This window comes from Streptomyces sp. NPDC046197 (assembly GCF_040646295.1).
GTDB lineage: Bacteria > Actinomycetota > Actinomycetes > Streptomycetales > Streptomycetaceae > Streptomyces.
The window spans coordinates 246,458-263,564 of sequence record NZ_JBEYZY010000009.1 but is presented as its reverse complement, the minus strand read 5'-3'; the positions used below and the strand labels follow the sequence as shown (position 1 = coordinate 263,564).

The window sequence follows — 17,107 nt, the reverse complement described above, 5'->3', positions numbered from 1 at the left end:
CGCGGCGCATGGTGCGGTGCATCGCAAGGCGGAGCATGACCCGCGTACCGGGCGTACTCGGGTGATGCGACAACGCGGCGAGGTGCCGTGCCAGGGGTCGCGGACCCGCGGTGATCCAAACGACACCCCCTGGGCGAGCGGCCGTCACCGCGCCAGGCGGTTCAGCAGCGCGGGCACGTCCGCGATGGAGTCCACGACGTGGTCGGGCCGTCCGCTCGCGTCCCGCTCGGTCTCCGGCAGGTACTTGCCGGTCCTGACCAGCACTCCGGTGACACCGGCGCGCTGCGCCGCCAGGACGTCCGACTCGATGTCGTCGCCGACCATCACCGCCTCCTCCGCGGCCGCCCCCAGGTGCGTCAGCGCCGCCTCGAAGAACGCGCGCGAGGGCTTGCCGGTGACCTCCGCCTCGGTCCGGGCGGCCGCCTCCAGTCCCAACAGGAAGGCCCCGGAGTCCAGTTGCAGACCGTCGTCCGTACGCCAGTACAGATTGCGGTGCATGGCGACCAGCCGCGCCCCCCGCTGCAGGTGCCCGAAGGCCCGGTTGAGCGCGGTGTAGTCGAACTCGGGACCGGCCCCGCCGACGATGACGACGTCCGGGACGGAGCCGGCGTCGAAGACGTCGAGGACGGTGACGCCGGTCAGATCCTCCGCGATGTCACCGCTGTTCAGCAGGGCGCAGCGCGCCCCGGGCAGGAGTGCGGCGAGGTGCGCGGCGGTGACCGCGGGCGCGGTCAGGATGTCGTCCGCCCCGACGGGGAAACCCGCCGACGCCAGGGTGTCGGCGATCGACGCGCGCGTGCGGGACGTCGTGTTGGTCAGCAGCGCGACCGGGAACCCCGCCGCGCGGATCTCCCGCAGGGCCTGCACCGCGCCGGGCAGCGGCCGCCACGAGACGGTGAGGACCCCGTCGATGTCGATCAGGACCGAGCGCGCGGATGCCATGGGGCGACCATAGCGACCCTCACCCCGCATCGCGCGCGCCCTGGTCCACGCCGTGTGCCACCCGATGGGGTACGCGCCAGGACACCCCCTAGGAGGCCCCGCGGGACAGTGCTGCCCGGAGGCGGTCGTAGCGGTCCACGTCCCTCCAGATGTTCCTTCGACGCCGTCGCCCCGCGAAGCAGCCCCAGACACTCGCCAGGATGCCCGTCGCGAACGGGATGAGCAGCCACGTCACAGGCGTCACGGTCGTCTTCCTTTCCCGAGTGGATCAGCCGGTAGGGCGACGATTACATCCATAATCAGTTGTACATATCTTTACAAGAACAGAGGACCTCATATTCACCCGTACGGTCGGCGCTTCCGCCGCGGTGGTGGCCCGGGTCGGCTGCTGTCGGTCGGGGCGTCAACTGATCGTTAGGATTGGGCGGTTGCCGCGCTCGGAACCCCCGCCCGGCTGCAGTGGCACCGGGGCGGGGGGCGCGGGCGTGAGGGTGGGACTCCGGGGATTGAGGGCGGGACGACAGGTGCTGGTGGCGGGGCGGTACCGGCTGCACACGGTCATCGGGCGGGGCGGCATGGGTGAGGTCTGGCGGGCGTCGGACGAGGTGCTCGGCCGGCCGGTCGCGGTCAAGCTGCTGCTGAACGACGGAGCCGACGCCTCGGCCGCCGGCCGGTTCCGGCTGGAGGCGCAGACCTCGGCGCGGCTGCACCATCCCCATGTGGTCGGGACGTTCGACTACGGCGCCTGGGAGGACCGTTTGTTCCTCGTCATGGAGCTGATCGAGGGCGGGAGCCTGGCCGAGGAGCTCACGGCCGGTGGGCCGCTCGCGGCGGAACGGCTCGCCCGGGTGGCACGGGAGGCGGCCGAGGGGCTCGCCGCGGCACACGCGCTGGGCATCGTGCACCGGGACATCAAACCCGGCAACCTGCTGAGCGACCGCGCGGGCACCGTCCGCATCGCCGACTTCGGCATCGCGCGCTTCGTGGACGACCCGTCGGCCGGGCTCACCACGACCGGGCAGATCGTCGGCACGGGCCTGTACCTCGCACCGGAACGCGCCATCGGCACACCGGCGACCTCGGCCTCCGACATGTACTCGTTGGGCTGTGTGCTCTACCAACTGACCGTAGGGCGCCCGCCGTTCGAGGCCACAACGGCCACCGCACTGCTCTACCAGCACGTCGACGCGCCGCCCGTCCCGCCCCACCAGCGGGGCGCCGCGCTGCCGCCCGCCTTCGAGGCGTACCTGCTGAGCATGCTGGCCAAACGGCCCGAGGACCGGCCCACCGCCCGGCAGGCGGCGGACTGGTTCGGCGGCGGTGCGTGGCGCGGCGCACCGGAGCCGCTGCCCCCGGAGCAGCCGGGCACCGGCCACGTGCCCTTCCCGGTCCCGTACCGCGGCTCGTCGCACGGCACGTACGGCGGCTCGTCGCGCGGCCCGGACGACGGCCGGCGCGCGGCGGCCGCACCCGGTGCCCCGGCCGCCGCCTCCGGTTGGAACACGACGGTGCACCGGGTCCCGCCGCGGCGCCCGGGCCTGCGGACGTCACTGCGCCGCCATTACCGAGCGGTGGCCGTCGTGGGCGGCGCCGTCGTCTTCGTCTCCGCGCTGCTCGTCGGCATGACCTTGTTCTGACCTTGTTCCGGCCTTGTTCCGGCCTTGCTCCAGGGGAGGTGTCGCAGGGGGTGCGTTCCGGTCCAACCCGCGCGCCCCGCCCTTGGAGCGTGCGTCCGCGGTGAGTAGTGTCCGAGACATGCGGATCTCCGTTTCCTCGGACATGGACGAACCCGTGGCCCGGGCGCTGGTCGCCCAGCTGCGCGAGCGCGGACACGACGTGGTCTCCCACGGCGCCCTGCGTCCCGGCGACGACCCGCAGTGGGCGGCCTGTTCCGCGGCGGCCGCCCGGGACGTCGCCGAGGGTTCGGCCGACCAGGCGGTCGTGTGCTGCTGGACCGGCACCGGTGCCTCCATCGCCGCGAACAAGGTGGCGGGCGTACGGGCGGCCCTGTGCACGGACGCGTACACGGCGGACGGCGCGCGCCGCTGGAACGACGCCAACGTGCTGGCGCTCAGCCTGCGGCTCACGTCCGAGCCGCTGCTGAAGGAGATCCTCGACGCCTGGTTCGCCGCCGCGCCGAGCGAGGACGCCGAGGACCGGGAGAACGTCGCCCGTGTGGGCCGGCTGGACCTCGGCAGGACCGTACCCCTGTAGACGGAGTGGAGACAGGGCCGTTTGCGGGGGCCGCCAGGCGGCACTACGGGCGATCGGCGCGCGCCGTCCGGACCACGCGGGACAGCGTGTCCCCCCGGAACAGTGCCCGCCCCGCCGTGACGCGCCGTGCCCGCTCCGGCCCTTGTGCCGTCAGCCGGGTCAGGGACCGCAGCAGACCCGCCCCGTCCGGCGCGTGGTCGCAGACCCCGAGAGCGGCCATCCGGCGGACCCCCTCCGTCCCGTGACCGGGCAGCGGCCGATGGCCGACGACCGGCACCCCGGCGGCGAGCGCCTGTACGGCGGTCTGGCCGGCCGCGTTGTCCACCAGGGCGGCGCAGGCGTGCAGCAGGTCCGGCATGTCGGTCACCCATCCCGGGACGAGGACGCCCGGCACGCCCGACAGCGCGCGCCGCAGCCGTTCGTTGTCTCCGCACAGCACCACCGGCAGGAAGCCGTTGCCGGCCAGCAGCCGCGCGGTCTCCAGCAGCTGGGCCCCGGCTCCCCAGGCACCCGCCGAGACCAGCACGGGGGGCCTTCCCGGACCGTGCCGCTCGAACCGCCGCCGCCACTCGGCGGTCCCCGGACCCGCGGTGAAGAAGTCCGGCGCCACGACCGGGCCGGTCACCTCCGCCGGCCGGCCGAGGCCCCGGCGCACCTCCTGGGCCGTCTCGTGGCTGACACACAGATGGAGGTCGTTGCCCGGGTGCAACCACTGCCGGTGCACGGCGAAGTCGACGACGACCACGGCGCTGGGGACACCCAGCACCCGGCGGGCCCTGAGGTGCCCGGTGAGCTGGGCGGCCAGATGGAAGACGGGCACGACCACATCGGCGCGCGTCTTCTCCACCGCGCTCATGAGCCGCTCGCCGGCCAGCCGCGCCAGCGGAGTGCCGCTCGGCCGGGGAGTCGGGCCGGGGCGGAGAAAGACCGCGTAGATCCCGGCGTACGCCCAGGGAAAGCCGCGCACCGCGGCCCGGTAGAAGCGGCGCAACCCAGGTCCCAGGCCGTGGGGCAGCAGCGCCAGCACGTCGACGACGTGGGCCTCCTTGCCCACGGCGCGGGCACGGCGGGCCAGCTCGGCGGCCACCGTGTCGTGACCGGCTCCCATGCTCGCGGTGACCACGAGCAGCCGTTCGGCCTCGTGCGTCGGTGCCCGGTCGAGCCGGGTGGGCGCGTGGTCCGTCATGGGTCCCCGTGAGCGGGCAGCGGTGGCGACACCGTCGTTTGGGATGACACTGGAAGTGAGTAACCCCTACCCACCGCAGTCAAACGAACGCGAGTCGCCGACGCCCCGACGGACGTTTCGGGCGCGGCCTCCGGGATACTTCAGCACCCGGGAGGCCGTACCGGCGGCCCTCGCTCCCGTCCCTCCCCGAGGTGCGCCTGATGACCCACGCCCCTTCACGCGCACGGTCCATGCCGGGAACGCCGGTCGAGACACCGGCAAGCCCGTCTGCCGCGCGGACCGAGGCCCCGGCGGCCCCGGGCGGGTGTGCGCTGGTCACCGGAGCCTCCTCGGGAATCGGCGCGGCGGTGGCCCGGCGGCTCGCGGCGGAGGGCGCCTGGCGCCTGGTGCTCAACGGGCGGGACCACGCGCGGCTGGCCGAGGTGGCACGGGCCACCTCGGGTGTCGTCTTCCCGGCGGACCTGTCCAGTCCCGGCGCGGAACGGCGGCTGACCGAATTCGCTCTCGACAGCGCCGGCCGGGTGGATCTGCTGGTGGCCGGAGCGGGCGTCGGCTGGGCCGGGCCGTTCAGCACCATGCCGCAGTCCCTCATCGACGAACTGTTCGACGTCAACGTCCTGGCGACGGTCCGGCTGGTCCGGCTGCTGCTGCCCCACATGGTCGGGCGGGGCAGCGGCCGCGTGGTCATCATCGGCTCCCTGGCCGGCACGGTCGGCGTGCGCGAAGAGGCGGTGTACTCCGCCGCCAAGGCCGCACTGGGCGCCTTCGCCGACGCCCTGCGCTACGAACTGCGGGGAACCGGGGTCGGGATCAGCCATGTGGTGCCCGCCGTCGTGGACACGCCGTTCTTCGACCGCCGCGGAGTCCCCTACCGGCGGTCCCGGCCGAAGCCCGTACCGGCCGGACGGGTCGCCGACGCGGTGTGGGAGGCGGTGTCACGCGGCCGGGACGACGTGTACGTGCCCGGCTGGACGCGGGTGCCCGGCCGGGTCCGCGCCGTCGCACCCGGTCTCTACCGGCGCCTCGCCGCACGGTTCGGATGAGTGACGGTGAGCGCGCTCACCGTCGTCCTCGCCCTGCTCGCCGCGTTCGCCAACGCCTCGGCCTCGGTACTGATGCGCCGCGCGGCCACCGAGCGACCGGCCTCCGACGGCAGCGGCGGCCGAACGAGGGACGGCCCCGAGGCGCGGCACGGGCCCGCGCAGCAACCGGATGCGGACCAGGAGACGGGCAGGCGCTCCCGCCGGTCCCGGCGGCTGAGGCGGCGGTACTGGGTGGCCGGGGCGGCCCTGCTCGCCGGGTCCGCCGTGCTCCAGGCCGCCGCCTTGGCCGTCGGGAGCCTCTCCCTCGTCCAGCCGCTGCTGGCGAGCGAGCTGCTGTTCACGCTGGCGATCGGCAGCGTGGTCTTCCACCGGCGCCCGGACCGGATCACCTGGCTGTCCTTCCTGGCCCTCGCCGTGGGGCTGGCCGTGTTCCTGTTCGCGGCCGCGCCCGCCCCCGGACGCGACACGGCCGACAGCGCGCGGTGGCTGCCCGTCGGCGTCGTCCTGCTGTGCGTGGTGCTCGTCCTGGTCGGCACCACCCGGTTCGTCACGGGCGCGCCCCGCGCCGCCGTGCTCGGCCTGGCGTCGGCCGTCCTGTTCGCGGCCACGGCCGCCCTCCTGAAGGAGGTGACGGGGCGGTTCCCGCACGGCCTCGCCGAACTGCTGACGGACTGGCCGCCGTACGCCACGGCCGTCACCGGCCTGGCCGCTTTCGCACTGCTGCAGTGCGCCTTCCGCGCCGGAACCCTCGTCGCCTCGCAACCCGCGCTCACCCTCGGAGACGCCCTGACGAGCGTGGCGCTCGGCTGGGCGCTGTTCGGCGAACACATCGCCCTGGGCGTGCGGCTGCTGCCCGAGGCACTCGGTGTCGGGCTGCTCGCGGTGGGCACGGTCGGCCTGGCACGCGCCCCCGCGGTGTCGGGCAAGTGGGACACCGAGAGGGCGACGGAGGCGGATCACGACCCGGCACGTGCGCGGGCCGAAGCGCCCGTGAGGAGGCGGCAGCGGTGAGACGCGACAGCCCGCGGGAGCGGGGCGGCTCGCGGGAGGGAGGCGGCTTGTGGGAGGGAGGCGCCCCGCGGGAGGAGTGCGGCCCGCCGTGAGCCCTGCACGCCGCACCGCGGCCCTCTCGATCGTGACGCCGTTCGCGGCCGTCGCGGCGGCCCATGTCGTTCCGGCCGCGACCTGGCTGCCCGTACTGCGCGCCGTCTGCTGCCCGCGGCTCGCCGGGGCCGGCCGCCCCGACCATGTCGCGCTCACCTTCGACGACGGACCCGCCCCCGAGTCCACGCCGTACTTCCTCGACGCCCTGGACCGGCTGGCCGTGCGCGCCACCTTCTTCGTCCTCGGCGAGAGCGTGGCACGGCATCCCGAGCTCAGCCGGCGGATCACGCAGCGCGGACACGAACTCGCCGTCCACGGCTGGACCCACACCCGTCCCTGGCTGCCGGCCCCGGTCAGGGACGTCCGCGAGACGGAGCGGGCGGTGCGCGTCGTACAGGACACCACGGGCCGGCGGCCGCAGTGGTACCGCCCGCCGTACGGGATTCTCACCGCGGGACGCTGGGCCGCCGCCCGGCGGGCGGGCCTGCGCCCCGTGCTGTGGACCGCCTGGGGCCGGGACTGGACGGCGGACGCCACCGCCGAGTCCGTCCGCCTGACGGTCGGCGCCGACCTGCGCGGGGGAGGCACGATCCTCCTGCACGACTCCGACCGCACCTCGTCCCCCGGCTGCTGGCGCGCCGCCCTCGGGGCCCTGCCGGGCCTGGTCGCCGCCTGCCGGGACGCCGGATGGGCGGTGGGCCCGCTCGCCGAGCACGGAGTGCCCGAGGACCGGCACGGACGCGTCGGCCCGCGAGGCGCGCCCGGCCTCGGGTGACCTCGGCGCCGTGGCCGCTCCGACGAGGCATCCCGACGGTGCGGTCCACGGCGGCGCGGCGAGGACTGTGCGCCCGGTGCGTCTCGTGCGAGGCCACCCGCCGCACCGGCCCCGCCGTGCCCCTCGTACGCTCGACGCCATGTCACCGCACGTCCTGGTCCTCGGCGGCACCACCGAGGCGCGTGAACTGGCCGCGGAACTCGCGGCCCGGCCCGGCGTCCGGGTGACCACGTCGCTGGCGGGCCGCGTGGCCCGTCCGGGAGCGCTGGACGGGGACGTGCGCATCGGCGGGTTCGGCGGGGGCGAGGGGCTGGCCGGGTGGCTGCGCGAGCACCGGGTGGACGCCGTCGTCGACGCCACGCACCCGTTCGCCGAAGCGATCACCAAGAACGCGGCGTGGGCCGCCGCCGCGACCGGAGTGCCCGTGCTGGTCCTGCGCCGGCCCGGCTGGCAGCCGCGCCCCGGGGACCGCTGGCACCCGGTCGGCTCCCTCGGCGCGGCCGCCGCGGTGCTCCCGGGCCTCGGCCGCCGGGTGTTCCTGACCACGGGGCGGACGGGCCTGGCAGCCTTCGCCGGGCTGACCGCCCTGCACTTCGTCGTACGCTCGGTGGAGCCGCCCGCGCCGCCGATGCCGCCGGACGTGCACGTCGTGCTGGCGCGCGGGCCCTTCGACGTGCCCGGGGAGACCGCGCTGCTGCGCGCCCACCGCATCGACGTCCTGGTGACCAAGGACAGCGGGGGAGAGGCGACGGCGGCGAAACTCACGGCCGCGAGGGCGCTCGGACTGCCGGTCGTCGTCGTACGGCGTCCGCCGCTGCCGGAGGGGCTGAGCGCGGTACCGGACGTGGCGGCCGTGCTGGAACGGCTGGAGCTTCCGGCCTGGTGACGAAGGCCGGCGACGAAGACCGGTGACGAAGGCGTGTCCCGCCCGCCGCGGGCGGGGCACTCCCCGGTTCGGCCGCGCGAGCCGCCGACCGTTCGTCCGGCCAGAGCCCGGGCCGCACGCCGGCTGCTACCCCCGCGGGTTCCTGCGCAGCAGATACGTGTCCATGATCCAGCCCTTGCGGCCGCGGGCCTCGGCGCGCAGCCGTTCGATGCGCGGCGCGGCCTCGGCGATCGGGCCCGAGGCGAGGATCTCGTCCGGGGTACCTATGTAGGCGCCCCAGTAGATGTCGATGTCCTGGTCGGCGTACTGGCGGAAGACCTGATGGGCGTCGAGCATCACCACCACGTCGTCCACACCGTCCGGGAAGCCCTCGGCGAGCCGGCGGCCGGTGGTGATCTGCACGGGCCGGGCGACGCGGTTCAGCCCGGTGCGGTGCCGGGCCACCAGGGCGGACACGCTGCTGATGCCGGGCACGACGGCGTGCTCGAAGGCGACGCCGCCCCGCTCCAGTACCTCCTCCAGGATCGCGAGCGTGCTGTCGTACAGCGAGGGGTCGCCCCACACCAGGAACGCGCCCGTCTCGTCCTCGCCCAGCTCCTCGGTGATCAGCCGCTCGTAGATGCCGGCGCGGGCGCTGCGCCAGTCCCCGACGGCGGGGGAGTAGGCGGCGCCGCCCGCCGACCGGTCGCGCTCCGGGTCGCGCGCCTCGACGACGCGGTACGTCCCCTCCGGCACGTGCGTCTCGAGCATGTCCCGGCGCAACCGCACGAGGTCGGACTTCACCTCGCCCTTGTCGAGGACGAAGAACACGTCCGTGTCGCGCAGCGCCCTGACCGCCTGCAGTGTCAGCTGGTCGGGGTCGCCCGCGCCGATACCGATGACATGAATCTTTCGCACGCCCCGAGTCTGCCGTACGGCACTGACACCGAGTGCACCGCGTCCCACCGCCACCGGCGCCCGGACGACGGCTGCGGCTGCGGCTGCGGCTACGGCGTTCCGCGCAGCCGGGGCGCCCGCTCGGCCGCGTCCAGGGCGCCCGCCTCCCGCTCCACGGCCCGGGCCAGCTCACGCGCCCACGCGACGAGCCCGGCCACGTCCATCCCGTACGGGTGCCGCCGTCCCGGCTCCGAGGCCGCCCACTCCTCCACCGCGCCCGCACCGCGCCGCAGCAGCCGGGCGCCGCCCGTGACGTTGCCGCGGGCCGCGTGCGTGAGCCCCACCGCGAGCTGGGCGAGCCCGCGCCACAGGGCGCGTTCCGCTTCCGGGCCCGACTTCCAGGCGTCCTCGAACACCTCGTGCGCGTGGAACGGCCTCCCCGCGTCGAGCAGCGCCTGCGCCTCGGCGACCGTCTCATCGGGGGTGCGCACAACGCCCTCGGGCTGCCGCGCCACGCCGTCCGCGCCGTACGGCAGGGGCCGCCCGAGCCCGTCCCGCGGCCGGGCATTGCGCGCCCGCCCCTCGCTGTCCCGGTCCCGCGCGTCGGCCGCCCGGCCGGAGGATGTCGTGCCCATACGCCGATTCTCCCCCGCGCCCGTGCCCCCTTCGGTGCAGACCCCCGCGTGCGGTAAAGTGACGTTCGCGCGATCACGCGGGTCACCGCACGTGAGCGCACCGGGACGTGGCGCAGCTTGGTAGCGCACTTGACTGGGGGTCAAGGGGTCGCAGGTTCAAATCCTGTCGTCCCGACTGGAGCTCGCTCCGTAGTCGCAGATCAGGGCCTTGGATCACATCATGTGAGACGAGGCCCTTGATCGTTTCTGGCCGCGCCGTAACTCTCCGTCCTTGATCGTTTCTGGGGACAGTCGGGGACAGTCGGGGACCGGCGGCCTTGACTGGCGCCAGCGGGTCACGACGCTCGGGCTCGGGAGGCAGCGCAGGGCACGGACCACGCTCGGGTGGGCGCAGAGCGCGACCCCGGCGGCCGTGATCTTGTGGACGTCCGGGTGGAGGTATCGCCGGGTGGTGGTGAGCGAGCCGTGGCCGGCGATCCGTCGCAGGACGTGGACCTGAACGCCTGCATCGGTGAACAGGTCGGGCCGGTGTGCCGGAGGTCGTGGCGGCGCAGGTGTTCGCGCCGGGCCTGGTGACCCCGTATTTCTTGCGCCCTGCCGACAGGCATCGCAAGGGATGGTGTGGCACATCGGGGGGCACCTTCACGCGCCGACTGCCTCGTGTCTGCCGCCCCTTCTGCCGCCTCTCCGTGTACGCCGTCGCTGATGTCGAGGCGCGGCCCTTTTCGTCGGGCGCCGCGCCGGGAACAGACGTGTCATGACTTCACCCCCCACTGCCCGGTCCCTGCGCACCACCCCGGAAGGACTCCGGTGGGAGCCCAGCGACCGCTGGGTGCGCGGGCGCAGGGGCGATGTTCCTGTCGTCGACAGCCGGCACCCCGTCCTCGTGTGGGAGCCGGGGGTGCCCGTGCCCCTGTACGCCTTCCCGCGCGAGGAGGTGCGTTCCGGGATGCTGCGGCCGGCCAGGAATCCCCGGACCGGCGGGCACACCGGGTCGCGGCTCTTCTACGACCTCGTCGTCGACGGCGAGGTCCTGGAGAACGCGGCATGGACATTCCCCGCCGCCGAACTGGCCGGATACGTCGCCTTCGAATGGTTCGAGCGCACGGGCCGGGGCCTCGACCACTGGTACGAGGAGGAGGAAGAGATCTTCGTCCACCCCCGCGACCCGTACAAGCGGGTGGACGCCCTGCTCAGCAGCCGCCATGTGCGGGTCGGGATCGACGGCACGGTGGTCGCGGACACCCGCCGTCCGGTGCTGGTCTTCGAGACCGGCCTGCCCACGCGCTTCTACCTCCCGCGCGAGGACGTCCGCCTGGACCTGCTCGCCGCCACCGGCCACACCAGCGCCTGTCCCTACAAGGGCACCGCCGCCGAGTACTGGTCGTGGCGGGGCGAGGCCGACGTCCCGCCGAACCTCGCCTGGAGCTACCCGGACCCCCATCCCTCGGTGGCCGCGATCAGGGGACGGGTGGCCTTCTACAACGAGGTCGTCGACATCACCGTGGACGGCGACCTCCTGGACCGCCCCGCCACGGTCTTCACCCCCGTCCTCGGTCAGGTCCGCGGAAAGCGCCCTTCGAGGTAGCCCCGGGCCTTCGCGTCGAGGCGCCGTCGACAGCGCGGTCCCGGCTCTACGGCCTGACCAGCAGCTGGAAGTCGAACGTGTAGCGGGAGGCCCGGTAGACGTGGGTGCCGTACTCGACCGGCCGTCCGGTGTCGTCGTACGCCGTGCGCTGCATGGTGAGCAGGGCCGCGCCCTCCTTCTCGTCGAGGAGGGCGGCCTCCTCGACGGTCGCCGCGCGGGCGCCGACGGTCTGCCGGGCGCTGTGCAGGGTGACGCCCGCGGTGCGCATCATGCGGTACAGACCCGTGGACTCCAGCCGGGCGTCGTCCGGCTGGATCAGGGTGACGGGGAGGTAGTTGCACAGGAACGCCACGGGCTGGCCGTGCGTCGACCGCAGCCGCTCCAGCACCGTGACCTCGCTGCCCTCCGCGAGGCCCAGCGCGGCCGCCACCGCTGCCGACGCGGGTATGCGCTCGTTGCGCAGTACCCGTGTGGTCGGTCCCTGCCCGGCCGACTGCAGGTCGTCGTAGAGGCTGCTGAGTTCCAGCGGGCGCTTGACCTGGCTGTGCACCACCTGTGTGCCCACGCCGCGCCGGCGGACCAGCAGCCCCTTGTCGACGAGGGACTGGATGGCCTGACGGACCGTGGGGCGGGACAGTCCGAGGCGTGCGGACAGGTCGACCTCGTTGCCCAGAAGGTCCCCCGGGCCCAGGATCCCGCGTTCGATCGCCCCCTCCAGCTGCTGGGCGAGCTGGTAGTACAGCGGCACCGGACTGCTCCGGTCCAGGGCGAAGTCCACCGAGTCGAGCGCGGAGACGGTCGCGGCACGAGTGCGGTCACCGGTCGCCACCAACGGAGCACCTCCTTCGGATCGATGCGGGCACAGGGCCGAACAGGGCGACGGGTCACGTGTGGCAGCGGGGTCACAGATGGCGGCGGCGTTCGGCCACGTGCCGCTCGTACCGCTCGCGCGCGTCCACCGCGGCCCGGCGGGAGGCGACCTGGGCCACGGGCACGTCCCACCAGGCCTCGGCCGGGGGAGCGGTCGGAGCCGGGTCGGTCTCGACGTACACGCAGGTCGGACGGTGGGAGGCACGTGCCGCGGCGAGCGCCTCGCGCAGTTCGCGCACCGTCTTGGGGCGCAGCACCTCCATGCCGAGGCTGCCGGCGTTGGCGGCCAGGTCGACGGGGAGCGGAGCACCGGTGAAGGTGCCGTCGGCGGCCCGGTGGCGGTAGGCGGTGCCGAAGCGTTCACCGCCCGTCTCCTGCGACAGGCCGCCGATGGAGGCGTAGCCGTGGTTCTGGATCAGGACCAGGTTGACCGGCAGGCCCTCCTGCACGGCCGTCACGATCTCCGTCGGCATCATCAGGTAGGTGCCGTCGCCGACCAGTGACCAGACCACCGTGCCGGGAGCGGCCTGCTGGACACCGATGCCCGCCGGGATCTCGTAGCCCATGCAGGAGTAGCCGTACTCCAGGTGGTACTGGCGCGGCGAGCGGGCCCGCCACAGCTTGTGCAGGTCCCCGGGGAGCGAGCCGGCCGCGTTGATCACCACGTCCTCGTCGCCCACGACCGCGTCGAGCGCGCCGAGCACCTGGGTCTGGGTCGGTACTGCGTTCTCGTCCGCGGCCCGGTAGGCGGCCTCGACCACCTGCTCCCAGCGCTCCTTGCCCGCCCGGTACTCGCCCTCGTACGCGGCGTCCACCCGGTGCCCGGCGAGCGCCTGCGTGAGGGCCGTGAGCCCTGCCTGCGCATCGCAGACGAGGGTGCGTGCCGCCAGTTTGTGCGCGTCGGAGGCGGCGATGTTGAGGTTGACGAACCGGACGTCCGGGTTCAGGAAGAGGGTGCCCGAGGCGGTGGTGAAGTCGGTGTACCGGGTTCCGACACCGATGACCAGATCGGCGGTGCGAGCGATGTCGTCGCTCACCGCCGTGCCCGTGTGACCGACACCGCCCAGGTCGGCCGGGTGGTCGTGGCGCAGCGAGCCCTTGCCCGCCTGGGTGGAGGCGACCGGGATGCCGGTGGCCTCGACGAGGTCGCGCAGCGCCCGTTCCGCCTCGCTGTGGTGGATGCCGCCGCCCGCGACGATCAGCGGCCGGGCCGCGGCCCTGATCGCCCGCGCCGCCTCGGCCAGTTCGGCCGGGTCGGGGGCGGGACGCCGTACCCGCCACACGCGCTCGGCGAAGAACTCCTCGGGCCAGTCGTACGCCTCCGCCTGCACGTCCTGCGGCAGGGCGAGGGTGACGGCACCGGTCTCGGCGGGGTCGGTGAGCACGCGCATCGCCTGCAGGGCCGACGGGATGAGCGCCTCGGGCCGGGTGATCCGGTCGAAGTACCTCGACACGGGGCGCAGCGTGTCGTTGACGGACACGTCGGCCTCGACCGGGTGTTCCAGCTGCTGGAGCAGCGGGTCGGCGGTGCGGGTGGCGAAGTAGTCGCCGGGCAGCAGCAGCACCGGCAGGCGGTTGATGGTGGCCAGGGCGGCGCCGGTGACCAGGTTGGTGGCGCCCGGGCCGATGGACGTCGTCACGGCCTGCGTGGACAGGCGGTTGCACTGGCGGGCGTACCCCACCGCGGCGTGCACCATCGCCTGCTCGTTGCGGCCCTGGTGATACGGCATCACATCCCCGTACTCCAGGAGCGCCTGGCCGACGCCCGCGACGTTGCCGTGGCCGAAGATGCCCCAGGTGCCGGCGATCAGGCGGTGTTGCCGCCCGTCCCGCTCGGTGTACTGGGCGGTGAGGAACCGCACCAGGGCCTGGGCGGTCGTCAGTCGGCAGGTGGATGCGCTCATCGGGACCTCTCGGGCGCGGTGTACAGGGGCAGACGGGGGTCGACGGGCTGCTCGGGCCAGGTCTCGCGGATCCACGCGTGGTCGGGGTGGTCGCAGATCAGCCAGGCGCGTTCGGCCTCGGGGCCCGCCATGACATTGAGGTAGTACATGTGGTGGCCGGGCACCGCGGCCGACGGTCCGTGCCAGCCGTCCGGGATCAGTACGACGTCACCGTCGCGCACCTCGGCGAGCACGTCCGTGCCCCGGCCCTGCCCGGACGGCGAGACGCGCTGGTGGCCGAGGCCGGGCGCGCCGTCGTGGGCGGCGAACTCGAAGTAGTAGATCTCCTCCAGGACCGACTCCTCGCCGGGCCGGTGCTCGTCGTGCTTGTGCGGCGGGAACGACGACCAGTTGCCGCCCGGGGTGAGCACTTCCACCGCGATGAGCTTGTCGCACTCGAACACCCCGGCCGCGCCGAAGTTGTTGACCTGGCGGCTGCAGTTCCCGGTGCCGCGCAGTTCCACCGGCACGTCCGCCGCCGGCCCGTACCGGGCGGGCAGGCGCCGGGTGCAGCGGGCGCCGGTGAGCGCGAATCGTCCGCCGCCGGTGGACGACACCGTCGTACGGGCGTCCCGCGGCACGTACGCGAAGTCGCTCACCGCGCTGAAGACGCTGCTACGGCCGGTCAGTTCGAACGTGTCACGGCCGAACTCGTCCTCGGCGGCCACCGTGCAGCCCCCGCTGAGCGGCAGCACGATCCACTCGCTGCCACCGGTGTGGAAGGTGTGCGAGCCGCCGGGCGGCAGCTGAAGGACGCGCAGGCTGGAGTAGCCCCAGCCGGCGGACTCCGGGGTGACCTCCACGAGGTAGGGGCCGCGGGCCGCCCGGCCCGCGGGCCGGTGCCAGGGGCTGGTGCCGGTCGTCGTGCCGGTTGTCGTGCCGGTCGTCGTGCCGGTCATAGGGGACTTCCTCCTTCGCACAGCAGGCCCACGGCCGTGTCGACCGCCTGCTCCACGCTGCCCTCGGCCGGGTACAGCAGGGAGCGGCCGACGACCAGGCCCTGGACGGTGGGGAGCCTGAGCGCCTTGCGCCAGCGCTCGTAGGCGCCCTCCTGGTCGTCGCCGATCTCGCCACCGAGCAGCACGGCGGGCAGGGTGGAGGTCTCCATGACCTCGGCCATGTCGTCCGGGTCCTCGGTGACGGGCAGCTTCAGCCAGGTGTAGGCGGAGGTGCCGCCGAGCCCCGACGCGATGGCTATCGAGCGGGTGACGGCCTCGGCGGACAGGTCGTTGCGCACCCTGCCGTCGACACGGTGGGAGATGAACGGCTCGACGAAGACCGGCAGGTGCAGCTCGGCCATCTCGTCGATGGCGCGTGCCGTGGATTCCATGGTGGCCAGCGAGCCGGGGTCGTCGTAGTCGATGCGCAGCAGCAGCTTGCCCGCGTCGAAACGGAGCCGGGCGATGTCCCGGGCACGGTGGCCGGTGAAGCGGTCGTCCATCTCGAATGCGGCGCCCGCCAGCCCCCCGCGGTTCATGGAGCCCATGACGACCTTGTTCTCCAGCACCCCGAGGAGAAGCAGGTCCTCCAGGATGTCGGCGGTGGCGAGCACCCCGTCGACGCCCGGCCGCGACAGCGCGACGCACAGGCGCTCGAGCAGGTCGGCGCGGTTGGCCATGGCGAGCCGGCGGTCGCCGACGCCGAGCGCGCCGCGCGCGGGGTGGTCGGCGGCCACGATCATCAGCCGGCCGCTGTCGCCGATCAGCGGGCGGCGCGCCCGGCGGGCGGCCGCCCCGGCGACGGCCTCGGGATGCCGGGCTCTGACCGCGGTGAGGTCGGGGATGCTGAGGGTCAAGAGGAAGCTCCGTTTCGGGGAATGACTCGCGAACGGGCGGTCAGCCGGTGGCCCGCACGAGGAGGTCGTCGACCTCCGCCGCGGTGGGCATCGAGGAGGAGCAGGCGAGGCGGGAGGCGACGAGGGCGCCGGCCGCGTTGGCGTACCGCATGGTCGTCGGCAGGTCCCAGCCGGCCAGCAGCCCGTGGCACAGCGAGCCGCCGAAGGCGTCGCCCGCGCCGAGGCCGTTGACGACCTCGACGGGCACCGGCGGCACCTCGGCCCGGGTGCCGTCCCGGTGCACCGCCAGCACGCCCTTCGGACCCTGCTTGACGACGGCCAGCTCCACGCCCGCCGCCAGCAGCGCCTCGGCGCAGGCCTCCGGCTCGCGCACGCCGGTGGCGATCTCGCACTCGTCGAGGTTGCCGACCGCCACGGTGGCGTGCCGCAGCGCCTCGGTGTAGTAGGGGCGGGCCTGTTCGGGGTCGCGCCAGAACATCGGACGCCAGTCGAGGTCGAAGACGGTGGTGCCCGCCCGGTCGCGCGCCTCGAGGGCGGCGAGCGTGGCCGAGCGGCTCGGCTCCTCGCTGAGGCCGGTGCCGGTGATCCAGAAGATGCGGGCGGCGCGGACGGCGAAGAGGTCCAGCTCGTCGGTGTGGATCTCCAGGTCGGGGGCCTTGGGCCGGCGGTAGAAGTAGAGCGGGAAGTCGTCCGGCGGGAAGATCTCGCAGAACGTGACCGGTGTCGGGTGCGCGTCCACCGGCGTGACCCAGCGGTCGTCGACCCCGAACTCCTTCAGCGCCTCGTGCAGATAGGTGCCGAAGGGGTCGTTGCCGGTGCGGGTGATCACCGCGGCGGAGCGGCCGAGGCGGGCCGCGGCGACCGCCACGTTGGCGGCCGAACCGCCCAGGAACTTGCCGAAGGTCTCCACCCGCGCCAGGGGTACGCCCGACTGCAGCGGGTAGAGATCGACTCCGATGCGGCCCATCGTGATCAGGTCGAAAGCCTGCTCGGACGGGACGGACTGAACTGGCTCAGCCATGCACGATGCTCCTCGACGATTGCTGGGGTGGGGATCCCAGGTGGGCCCTGCGACGGTGGGGACGCGGCTCCGGGGGCCTGCCGCCTCCCAGGTGTAGGACCCGAAGGACCACACTGTCAATAGTTTGTACTTACATTCGGACGAGCTCGTGAAATGATGTCTTAACAAAGTATTGACAGCGGGCGCGCCAGGGGATTGGATCCCGTCCCAGCACAGCAGCCGTGAATGC

General features: G+C 73.9%; 17 protein-coding genes, 1 tRNA gene and 1 pseudogene. 8 read left to right on the top strand and 11 right to left on the bottom strand.

What is annotated here, in order from left to right:
• Positions 1-144 precede the first annotated feature (144 nt).
• Both AB0A61_RS15925 and AB0A61_RS15920 read right to left on the bottom strand, forming a co-directional pair.
• Positions 145-942, bottom strand: a complete 798-nt coding sequence (locus AB0A61_RS15925; protein ID WP_361291965.1) for an HAD-IIA family hydrolase — start codon at positions 940-942, stop codon at positions 145-147.
• Between the two features lie 88 nt (positions 943-1,030).
• Positions 1,031-1,186, bottom strand: coding sequence for a hypothetical protein (locus tag AB0A61_RS15920; protein ID WP_361291963.1), 156 nt, complete (start codon positions 1,184-1,186; stop codon positions 1,031-1,033).
• Positions 1,187-1,466: 280 nt separating this feature from the next.
• Here AB0A61_RS15920 and AB0A61_RS15915 point away from each other — a divergent pair, with 280 nt between their 5' ends.
• Both AB0A61_RS15915 and AB0A61_RS15910 read left to right on the top strand, forming a co-directional pair.
• Positions 1,467-2,579, top strand: coding sequence for a serine/threonine-protein kinase (locus AB0A61_RS15915; RefSeq protein WP_361291987.1), 1,113 nt, complete (start codon positions 1,467-1,469; stop codon positions 2,577-2,579).
• Between the two features lie 118 nt (positions 2,580-2,697).
• Positions 2,698-3,156, top strand: coding sequence for an RpiB/LacA/LacB family sugar-phosphate isomerase (locus tag AB0A61_RS15910; RefSeq protein WP_361291961.1), 459 nt, complete (start codon positions 2,698-2,700; stop codon positions 3,154-3,156).
• Positions 3,157-3,199: 43 nt separating this feature from the next.
• On the opposite strand, the gene AB0A61_RS15905 is transcribed toward AB0A61_RS15910, so the two are convergent.
• The gene (locus AB0A61_RS15905) at positions 3,200-4,264 is read right to left on the bottom strand and encodes a galactosyldiacylglycerol synthase (protein WP_361291985.1); all 1,065 of its coding nucleotides are present in this window, start codon (positions 4,262-4,264) and stop codon (positions 3,200-3,202) included.
• Between the two features lie 278 nt (positions 4,265-4,542).
• Between AB0A61_RS15905 and AB0A61_RS15900 the strand changes: the two genes are divergently transcribed.
• The 4 genes from AB0A61_RS15900 (at position 4,543) to AB0A61_RS15885 (ending at position 8,150) form a co-directional block, all read left to right on the top strand.
• The gene (locus AB0A61_RS15900; protein WP_361291959.1) at positions 4,543-5,385 is read left to right on the top strand and encodes an SDR family NAD(P)-dependent oxidoreductase; all 843 of its coding nucleotides are present in this window, start codon (positions 4,543-4,545) and stop codon (positions 5,383-5,385) included.
• Positions 5,386-5,391: 6 nt separating this feature from the next.
• The gene (locus AB0A61_RS15895; RefSeq protein WP_361291958.1) at positions 5,392-6,396 is read left to right on the top strand and encodes a DMT family transporter; all 1,005 of its coding nucleotides are present in this window, start codon (positions 5,392-5,394) and stop codon (positions 6,394-6,396) included.
• 88 nt (positions 6,397-6,484) lie between these two features.
• The gene (locus tag AB0A61_RS15890) at positions 6,485-7,264 is read left to right on the top strand and encodes a polysaccharide deacetylase family protein (RefSeq protein ID WP_361291957.1); all 780 of its coding nucleotides are present in this window, start codon (positions 6,485-6,487) and stop codon (positions 7,262-7,264) included.
• A gap of 139 nt (positions 7,265-7,403) precedes the next feature.
• Positions 7,404-8,150: a cobalt-precorrin-6A reductase gene (locus AB0A61_RS15885; RefSeq protein WP_361291956.1), complete on the top strand. Its 747-nt coding sequence runs from the start codon at positions 7,404-7,406 to the stop codon at positions 8,148-8,150.
• Positions 8,151-8,276: 126 nt separating this feature from the next.
• Here AB0A61_RS15885 and cobF read toward each other — a convergent pair whose 3' ends face one another.
• Together cobF and AB0A61_RS15875 are read right to left on the bottom strand one after the other, a co-directional pair.
• Positions 8,277-9,047, bottom strand: a complete 771-nt coding sequence (cobF, locus tag AB0A61_RS15880; protein WP_361291954.1) for a precorrin-6A synthase (deacetylating) — start codon at positions 9,045-9,047, stop codon at positions 8,277-8,279.
• Positions 9,048-9,136: 89 nt separating this feature from the next.
• Positions 9,137-9,661: a DUF309 domain-containing protein gene (locus AB0A61_RS15875; RefSeq protein ID WP_361291952.1), complete on the bottom strand. Its 525-nt coding sequence runs from the start codon at positions 9,659-9,661 to the stop codon at positions 9,137-9,139.
• 101 nt (positions 9,662-9,762) lie between these two features.
• On the opposite strand from AB0A61_RS15875, the gene AB0A61_RS15870 reads away from it, so the two are divergent.
• Positions 9,763-9,836 (top strand) — tRNA-Pro (locus AB0A61_RS15870).
• Between the two features lie 155 nt (positions 9,837-9,991).
• Here AB0A61_RS15870 and AB0A61_RS15865 read toward each other — a convergent pair.
• Positions 9,992-10,221: pseudogene (locus AB0A61_RS15865) on the bottom strand (tyrosine-type recombinase/integrase); the annotation flags it as partial.
• Positions 10,222-10,418: 197 nt separating this feature from the next.
• Between AB0A61_RS15865 and AB0A61_RS15860 the strand changes: the two are divergent.
• Entirely contained in the window at positions 10,419-11,249 is an 831-nt protein-coding gene (locus AB0A61_RS15860) for a DUF427 domain-containing protein (RefSeq protein WP_361291950.1), read from the top strand.
• A 46-nt stretch (positions 11,250-11,295) separates the two neighbouring features.
• On the opposite strand, the gene AB0A61_RS15855 is transcribed toward AB0A61_RS15860, so the two are convergent.
• From AB0A61_RS15855 to iolC, 5 genes are all read right to left on the bottom strand, one after another.
• Complete coding sequence (locus AB0A61_RS15855; RefSeq protein ID WP_361291948.1) at positions 11,296-12,081, bottom strand: GntR family transcriptional regulator; 786 nt, start codon at positions 12,079-12,081, stop codon at positions 11,296-11,298.
• Between the two features lie 70 nt (positions 12,082-12,151).
• Positions 12,152-14,023 (bottom strand): 3D-(3,5/4)-trihydroxycyclohexane-1,2-dione acylhydrolase (decyclizing), encoded by a 1,872-nt coding sequence (gene iolD / locus AB0A61_RS15850; RefSeq protein ID WP_361291946.1) that lies wholly within the window; start codon positions 14,021-14,023, stop codon positions 12,152-12,154.
• Positions 14,020-14,961: a 5-deoxy-glucuronate isomerase gene (gene iolB / locus AB0A61_RS15845; protein WP_361291944.1), complete on the bottom strand. Its 942-nt coding sequence runs from the start codon at positions 14,959-14,961 to the stop codon at positions 14,020-14,022. The genes iolD and iolB overlap by 4 nt, the downstream gene beginning before the upstream one ends.
• Positions 14,958-15,857, bottom strand: coding sequence for a deoxyribose-phosphate aldolase (locus tag AB0A61_RS15840; protein WP_361291942.1), 900 nt, complete (start codon positions 15,855-15,857; stop codon positions 14,958-14,960). Before AB0A61_RS15840 ends, iolB begins: the two co-directional genes overlap by 4 nt.
• A 40-nt stretch (positions 15,858-15,897) precedes the next feature.
• On the bottom strand, positions 15,898-16,878 hold the full coding sequence (iolC, locus tag AB0A61_RS15835; RefSeq protein ID WP_361291940.1) for a 5-dehydro-2-deoxygluconokinase: 981 nt from the start codon (positions 16,876-16,878) through the stop codon (positions 15,898-15,900).
• Positions 16,879-17,107 lie beyond the last annotated feature (229 nt).